A 4,668-nucleotide genomic window follows, 5' to 3' on the forward strand; every position below is an offset into this window, starting at 1 on the left:
TCTGCTCGGCGTGTGACCGCACCCGGTTGACCGCGGACGGCCAGATCCGCAGTTGCCTGTTCGCCACCGAGGAGATCGACCTTCGGGCCCTGCTGCGTGTTGGCGCTGACGACGACGCGATCGAAGCGGCCTGGCGTGCCGCGATGTGGGGAAAGCCAGCCGGGCATGGCATCAACGACCCGCATTTCATCCAGCCCAAGCGACCGATGAGCGCGATCGGTGGCTGAACCGGTGGTCTACGACGAGCCCGGCGACGTCCGGGTTACCGTCCGCTACTTCGCGGCGGCGCGGGCGGCCGCTGGTGCCGAGTCGGAAACGGTTTGCGTGCGGCCGGGCATCACCGTGGCAGAGCTGGTCGACGGCTTAGCCGCCAGAAACTCGCGCCTGGCGAAGGTGCTGAGCCGGTGTTCTTACCTGTGCGACGGGATCGCCGTCCGAGACGTGCACACAGCCCTTCACTCCGGCGAGACGATCGACGTGCTGCCCCCTTTCGCGGGCGGCTAAACCTGTGATTTCACTCACATAACGATTGGGTCACGACGCGGATACGGACTGGTCTCGCGCCACGCGACCTGCGTTAACGATCCGCTTTCCTGGCGTTTTCCTGAACCGCCGCGAGCGAAACGCCGCTCAAACGAAAACATGACGGAACCGGCGTGACCCGATACCGTCTTCCGCGGGCTTGCCGAGGCACTACCGGGTGGCGGGCCCTCCCCGCCTATAGCGCCGAGCTCCATCCAGTAGGCGGGGACGTCGACAACACGATGGATGGAGGCGGGGGACCCACCGGTCCGCCCGGACCGATTGGAGCCGTTCGCGGTTCCTTGGGGTGAAGCCACGTCGTTTCCCCGCGGATGACGACGATGGCCGGGCAACCTCTCCAGCCCGAACCCGACAGCTGACCTCGTGGGCGCCTACAGGGAGGAATTACCGACGTATGAGCGGACGGCACCGTAAGCCCACGACATCGAATGTCAGCGTTGCCAAAATCGCCGTTACCGGAGCCGTCATTGGTGGCGGCAGCATGGCTTTAGCGGCCCATGCGTCCGCGGCGACCGACGGCGAATGGGATCGCGTCGCGCGTTGTGAATCCGGCGGCAACAGGTCGATCAACACCGGCAATGGCTACCAGGGTGGCCTGCAATTCACGCCAGGCACTTGGGCGGCTCACGGTGGCGGCCAGTACGCCCCGTCAGCGCACATGGCCACCCGGGAGCAGCAGATAGCCGTAGCCGAGCGGGTGCTGGCGACGCAGGGCCGCGGAGCCTGGCCGGTGTGTGGTGGGCCGTTGTCGAGCCCCACGCCGCGCACCGTCGTCACCAGCGCGCCGTTGAACCAGCCAGCCGACGACCCGGCTGTGACCGGCGAGCCCGCGGCCTTGGATGCTCCGGCGCCCGAAGCGGCGCCTCCGGCCGACCCCGCACCGCCCGATGCACCCGCTCCGCCGGTCGAGTTGGCCACCGACGACCACCCCGCTCCGGCGGCTGAGCCCGCCGCATTCGATGCCTCGGCACCGGTTGACGAACCCGCGGCGGTTGCCGAAGCGGCGCCGGTTTCCGAGCCGGCACCTCCCGTTGAGCCCGCCGCGGTCGACGCGCCGGCCGAGGAACCTGCTCCGCCGGTTGAGTCGGCCTCCGTCGAGGCGCCGGTCGAGGAGCCTGCTCCACCGGTCGAGCCTGTGAGGGAAGAGGCGCCAGCCGAGGAACCTGGCCCGCCTGTCGAGCCGGCCGCGGTCGACCAGGACGTGCCGGAGGTTCACCAGGCTCAAGCGGTCTCCTACTGGGCCGCCCCTGCGCCGAGCGACCCCGCACCGGGGCTGCCGATTGATCCGGCCGCTGCCGGCTCGGCGGCGCACGACCTTCAGCTGCCACCGCAACTCGCTCCCATGCTCGACCCGGCGAATATGCCCAACACGGGCGGGCTGCCGGCGACGGCGCCGCAGAACATGGATCCCGGCTTCCTGAAGGACCTGTGGCAAGCCATTCAGGCCCAGGGCGTCAACGGCAACGGCGCGCTAGCGGCGCTGGCCCAACAGCCCGCCGCCCAGTAACGCTCAGGCCGAACCCACCCATTCATCGGTGCCGTCGGCGAAGAACTGGTGCTTCCATACCGGTAACCGCGCCTTGACGGTGTCGACGAGGTGGCCGCAGGTCTCGAATGCTGCGCGGCGATGGTCGGCGGCGACCGCGGCGACCAAAGCCGCCTCACCGATCTGCAGTGCGCCGATCCGATGGCTGGCAGCGATCGCCCGCACCCCGCGTGACTGCTCGGCGATCTCGCTCAGTACGTCGGCCAACACCTGACTGGCCGACGGGTGCGCGGAGTACTCCAGCCGCACTACCTGGCGTCCGCCGTCGTGGTCGCGGATCATGCCGACAAAGCCGACCACCGCGCCCGCAGCCTGATGGCTCACCAATTCTTCGTGTTCGGCCAGCAGGATCGGCTCTTCGGTGAGCTCGGCGCGCAATACCAAGGTCATCAGCGCGAATGGTCTTTGCCGGCGAGTTGGTCCAGCGCGTGGTCGAGCACATCGGCGAGGACCCCGAGCCCGTCGCGCACCCCGCCGGGCGAGCCGGGAAGATTGACGATCAACGTCCGGCCGGCCACGCCGCATAGCCCCCGAGACAGCACCGACGTCGGCACCTTGGGCAGGCCCGAACGGCGGATCGCATCGGCCAGCCCGGGAACCTCGTAGTCGAGCACCGCCGCGGTCTGAGCCGGGGTGTCATCGCTCGGCGAGATACCGGTGCCGCCTGACGTGATGATCAGGTCGACACCCTCGGCGACGGCGTCGCGCAGCGCCTGACCCACCGGGTGGCCGTCGGCAACCACTTGCGGCTGTACAGTCGAAAAGCCATGCTCCCCAAGCCATTCGGCAATAATTGGCCCGCACCGATCGTCGTACACGCCGGCAGATGCGCGGGTGGAAGCGATAATGACTCGCGCGGATCGGTCGGCCATCACCGCACCCAGGTACCGCTGCGGCCGCCGTCTTTTCGAAGCACGCGGATGTCGTCGATACGGGCAGCCGGGTCCACCGCTTTGATCATGTCGTAGAGAGTCAGAGCAGCAACACTAACCGCGGTCAACGCCTCCATCTCGACCCCGGTGCGGTCGGTGCTGCGCACCGTCGCGGTGATCTCGATGTCCGACTCACCGACGGTGAAATCGACGTCGACACCGGTGAGCGCGAGCTGATGGCACAACGGAATCAGGTCGCTGGTGTGCTTGGCGGCCAGGATGCCCGCCACCCGGGCGGTGGCCAGCGCGTCGCCCTTCGGCAAGCCGCCGGAAGAGATCAAGGTCACCACGTCGGGTGAGGTGCGCAACGCGCCAGCGGCGACAGCGGTGCGCTTGGTCGCTCCCTTTTCGGTGACGTCGACCATGTGGGCTGCTCCCCGCTCGTCCAGGTGCGAAAGTCGGCCCCCGCCAGATGGTGCTGCCGTCACGTGGGTCTCCGACTATCGGTTGACGACCGTGACCGGGTGGACGTAGGGCAGATCGTCGGCAGGCAGCGGGAACACCACGTCGCCGTACGGTGACAACGCGCCCGTGCGGTCGGTCCGCAGTTCGCTGACCGCGTGGTCGTCGGGATTCGTCGTCGGCCAGCCATTATCGACATACCGACTCTTCTGCGCCTTGTTCTCAGCGGTGTCTGCCACGGGTCCATTCTGACAGGTCTCCTCGGCGCAAGGGCCGCCAGCCCACTACTGCTTTACGCTGGTCAGCAATGACCCGACACACCCCGGACGTCCCCCTGGGGTCCTGGCTGGCCGATCTGCCCGACGAGCGGATGATCCGTCTACTGGAGCTGCGGCCAGACCTCGCACAACCGCCACCCGGCAGCATCGCCGCGCTGGCCGCGCGGGCCCAGGCCCGTCAATCGATCAAGGCCGCCACCGACGGGCTCGACTTCCTGCGGCTGGCGCTGATCGACGCGCTGCTGGTCCTGCATGCCGACGCCGAGCCGGTGCCGGTCGCCAAGCTGCTCGCGCTGCTCGGCGAGCGTGCGCCCGAAGCCGACGTGGTGGCGGCGTTGGAGGACCTCAAAGAGCGTGCCTTGGTCTGGGGCGACACGGAAGTGCGGGTAGCCGCTGATGCCGGGAGCGGGCTGCCCTGGTTCCCCGGCCAAGTGACCCTGGAGGACGAAACCCGCACCGGCGAGCAGCTCACCGAACTCATCGACGGCCTCGACGACGCCGAGCTCATCGTGCTGGAGAAGCTGCTGGAAGGCTCCCCGATGGGTCGCACCCGCGACGCTGCGCCCGGCGCCCCTGCGGATCGTCCGGTGCCGCGGCTATTGGCCAAGGGACTGCTGCGGCGCATCGACGCCGAGACGGTGATCCTGCCGCGGCAGGTCGGGTACCTGTTGCGCGGCGAAGACCCGGGACCGACGCAATTGCGCGCGCCCGATCCCGTGGTCACCACCACCACCCAAGCCGACGTCGACGCCGCCGCGGCCGGAGCGGTCATGGACCTGCTGCGCGAGCTCGACGTGCTGCTCGAGACCTTGGCCGCCGCACCGGTTCCCGAACTGCGCAGCGGCGGCCTCGGGGTCCGCGAAGTCAAGCGGCTTGCAAAGGTGACCGGCATCGAAGACGCCCGGCTGGGCCTGATCCTGGAAGTGGCGGCGGCGGCCGGGCTGATCGCTAGTGGCATGCCCACTCC

At 68.9% G+C, this 4,668-nt stretch carries 6 protein-coding genes, 2 pseudogenes and 1 riboswitch (2 of these 9 only partly in view); of the genes and pseudogenes, 4 read left to right on the plus strand and 4 right to left on the minus strand.

Going from position 1 to position 4,668, the window contains the following annotated elements; all coding sequences use genetic code 11:
- From moaA to ACFE99_RS02475, 3 genes and pseudogenes are all read left to right on the plus strand, one after another.
- Positions 1-227: pseudogene (gene moaA, locus ACFE99_RS02465) on the plus strand (GTP 3',8-cyclase MoaA); it begins 864 nt to the left of the window's first position.
- On the plus strand, positions 220-504 hold the full coding sequence (locus tag ACFE99_RS02470; protein WP_375482093.1) for a MoaD/ThiS family protein: 285 nt from the start codon (positions 220-222) through the stop codon (positions 502-504). Before moaA ends, ACFE99_RS02470 begins: the two are co-directional and overlap by 8 nt.
- 210 nt (positions 505-714) lie before the next feature.
- Positions 715-929: riboswitch (cyclic di-AMP (ydaO/yuaA leader) on the plus strand.
- A gap of 8 nt (positions 930-937) precedes the next feature.
- Entirely contained in the window at positions 938-2,050 is a 1,113-nt protein-coding gene (locus tag ACFE99_RS02475; RefSeq protein ID WP_375482095.1) for a transglycosylase family protein, read from the plus strand.
- 3 nt (positions 2,051-2,053) lie between these two features.
- Here ACFE99_RS02475 and ACFE99_RS02480 read toward each other — a convergent pair whose 3' ends face one another.
- From ACFE99_RS02480 to ACFE99_RS02495, 4 genes are all read right to left on the minus strand, one after another.
- Entirely contained in the window at positions 2,054-2,479 is a 426-nt protein-coding gene (locus tag ACFE99_RS02480) for a molybdenum cofactor biosynthesis protein MoaE (protein ID WP_375482097.1), read from the minus strand.
- The gene (locus tag ACFE99_RS02485; RefSeq protein ID WP_375482099.1) at positions 2,479-2,961 is read right to left on the minus strand and encodes a molybdenum cofactor biosynthesis protein B; all 483 of its coding nucleotides are present in this window, start codon (positions 2,959-2,961) and stop codon (positions 2,479-2,481) included. Before ACFE99_RS02485 ends, ACFE99_RS02480 begins: the two co-directional genes overlap by 1 nt.
- Positions 2,961-3,386, minus strand: a complete 426-nt coding sequence (moaC, locus tag ACFE99_RS02490) for a cyclic pyranopterin monophosphate synthase MoaC (protein WP_375482158.1) — start codon at positions 3,384-3,386, stop codon at positions 2,961-2,963. Before moaC ends, ACFE99_RS02485 begins: the two co-directional genes overlap by 1 nt.
- Positions 3,387-3,461: 75 nt before the next feature.
- Positions 3,462-3,662, minus strand: coding sequence for a hypothetical protein (locus ACFE99_RS02495; RefSeq protein ID WP_375482101.1), 201 nt, complete (start codon positions 3,660-3,662; stop codon positions 3,462-3,464).
- A gap of 68 nt (positions 3,663-3,730) precedes the next feature.
- Between ACFE99_RS02495 and ACFE99_RS02500 the strand changes: the two are divergent.
- Positions 3,731-4,668, plus strand: a pseudogene (locus tag ACFE99_RS02500) (helicase-associated domain-containing protein); it runs 1,358 nt beyond the window's last position.

The sequence above is a fragment of the uncultured Mycobacterium sp. genome (genome assembly GCF_964249325.1).
Lineage (GTDB): Bacteria > Actinomycetota > Actinomycetes > Mycobacteriales > Mycobacteriaceae > Mycobacterium.